We start from the raw sequence: 2,704 nt of genomic DNA, 5'->3' as shown, positions 1-2,704 counted from the left end.
GCCATCGGTCAGGGTCATTACGGCGGCGCGCAGGCCCGGATGCCGGTCGCGCAGATCATTGAGCAGCTGCTCGGCGGCGGCCGTGGCGGTGCAGGGCAGCAGCAGGGCCAAGTGTTGTTCATCATAGCGGGCGGCCACATCGCTGCGGCGGATGCGTTGGGCGACCCGGTCGGCCAGGAGTGGCAGTTCGTTGTGTTGCACCAGCGCCAGGGTCAGCGGCGAGGAAATGCGATCATGCAGTGGCACTAGCCAGCCAGCGGTACTGACCAGGGCTTCGCGGCTGATGAAGTCGGTATCCGGGTCGCGCCAGGTGGCTTCCAGTGCGGCCCGGGACAGATGCTGGTTACGCCAGATCATCAAGCCGAAATAGAGCATGCAGGCGCTGAGTGCCGCGACCAGGAACAGGCTGGCAGAAGCGGTGGGGGCATCGGTGTAGCTCAGGCGGATGGGTAACACAAACGCCAGCACGATTTCGGCCCCGGCGAGCATGATCAGGAAACGCTTGAGCCCATGCAGCAGGCCGTTACTGAGCACGGCGATAAACAGCAGGGCCATGGTTGGCGGTGGGTCGCCAGCATCCAGTAGCAGCACGATACCCAGGGTCAGCAGGTCGAGCGCGGAAGCGAAGGCGTCAGCATTGGCCGGGCGCCAGATCAACAGCAAAAGCTGAATGCCGATATAGGCGCTGAACAGCAGCCACGGTGTCGCCTGGGGCAGGGTGAAGAAAAAATGGTCCGCATGGTGGAAATACATCACCGCCAGGCCCGCAAACAGCGCCCGCGCCAGATACTGCATCAGCACCACACCCTGATCCGAGGTGATACGGCTTGAGGTGTTCATCATTGAGTCGATCCCAGGTTCATTAGGGGGCCTATGTTGCGGCACCGTGGCAGCGGAATAAAGATGCCCGGCGGTGTAATCTTGTTAAAACTGTACGTTGAGAGGCGTTTACCGGTCATGGTCTGGACCTGAAGAGTCGGTATGGTAGGCGTTGGCGAATGTTCCTGCACCGTAAGGAGGCACAGTGGATCACAATGTAAATGCACCATTGCGTGACGATGTCCGCTTGTTGGGCGACTTGTTGGGTGAATGCCTGCGCCAGCAGGCCGGCGATTCCATGTATGAGACGGTGGAAAAAATCCGCCAGGCCTCTGTGGCGACGCGCACCGAGGGAGGCGAGTCGCTGGCGTCGCTACGCGACCTGCTCTCTCCCCTGGACGACGCCACCCTGCTGGAAGTGGCCCGGGCGTTCAGCCAGTTTCTCAACCTGAGTAATATTGCCGAGCAGCATCACCGGGAGCGCTTGCATCGTCAGCACCAGCGGTATCCGGGGGACGCGGGGACCGATCAGGGGTTGCAGGATGTGTTGCAGCGTCTGGCGGATAACCAAATTGCACAACCGCAGATCTCGGGCACGCTGGAAGATCTTTCCGTGGAGCTGGTGCTGACCGCGCACCCCACCGAGGTCACTCGTCGCACCCTGATTCGCAAGTATGACCAGATGGCTGATCTGCTCAGTGAGCTGGACCGTTCCGATCTTAATGATGACGAGCGCCAGTTGCGCCGTGAACGGCTGCGCCGGGTGATCCTGGCGGCCTGGTGCACCGATGAAATCCGCCGTGAAAAGCCCACCCCGGTGGACGAAGCCAAATGGGGCTTTGCCACCATTGAGCAATCCCTGTGGCAGGCCGTACCGGATGTCTTACGCCGGCTGGAAGCGCAGCTGGCCGAGCAGGGCCTGCCCGCGCCGCCAGCAGACTGGGCGCCGGTGAAGCTGGCCTCATGGATGGGCGGTGACCGGGACGGCAACCCCAACGTCACCGCCCCGGTGACCCGCGAAGTGTTGCTGCTGGCGCGCTGGATGGCGGCGGATCTGTACCTGCGGGATGTGGAGAATTTGCTGGCGGACTTGTCCATGAAAGCCGCCAGTGAGGAACTGCTGGCCGCCACGGGCCCCACCCACGAACCGTACCGGGTGTTGTTGCGCGATGTGCGCAGCCGCCTGCGCCTGACCCGTCGCCAAATGGAAGCGCAGGTGGAAGGCTTGCCGGTGCCGGAGGGGGACGCGTACCTGCGCCGCGAAGAACTGATGGCGCCGCTGCAGATGCTGGATCGCTCGTTACGCGCCGTGGGGTTGAGCGATATCGCCGACGGTGATTTGAAGAACACCCTGCGCCGCCTGAACTGCTTCGGGATTACCCTGTTGCGGCTGGATATCCGCCAGGAATCCACCCGCCACAGTGAGGTGCTGAATGCGATTACCCGCTATCTGCAGCTTGGCAGTTACAACGACTGGGATGAAGCGGCCCGCCAGGCGTTTCTGGTAGAGGAACTGCAGGCGCGCCGGCCGCTCATTGATGCCGCCTTCCGCGATAGTGAACACTGTACCCCCGAGGTGGCCGAGGTGTTGGCCACCTGTGAGGTGATTGCCGAGCAGGGCAGTGAAGGGCTGGGGGCCTACGTGATTTCCATGGCGACCACGCCGTCCGATGTGATGGCGGTGATGCTGCTGCAGAAAATCGCTGGTGTCCGCGAGCCCATGCGCGTGGTGCCGCTATTTGAAACCCTGGACGATCTGGACGGCGCCGAGCAGACCATGTCGGCCCTGTTGGCGCTGCCGTTCTACCGGGAGCGGGTGGCGGCGGGCCAGGAAGTGATGATTGGCTATTCCGATTCCGCCAAGGACGCCGGTTTTCTCGGCGCT

Annotated in this window: 2 protein-coding genes; one reads left to right on the top strand and one right to left on the bottom strand. The window is 62.8% G+C overall.

Annotated features, from left to right (window positions below; genetic code table 11):
• Positions 1-843: hypothetical protein (locus A3754_RS13305; protein ID WP_063520077.1), on the bottom strand; the 843-nt coding region annotated here is incomplete at its 3' end.
• 181 nt (positions 844-1,024) lie between these two features.
• Here A3754_RS13305 and A3754_RS13300 point away from each other — a divergent pair.
• On the top strand, positions 1,025-2,704 hold a 1,680-nt coding region (locus A3754_RS13300; protein WP_156496983.1), incomplete at its 3' end, for a phosphoenolpyruvate carboxylase.

Source organism: Alcanivorax sp. HI0083 (genome assembly GCF_001635175.1).
This window is presented reverse-complemented; position numbering and strand designations above follow the sequence as displayed.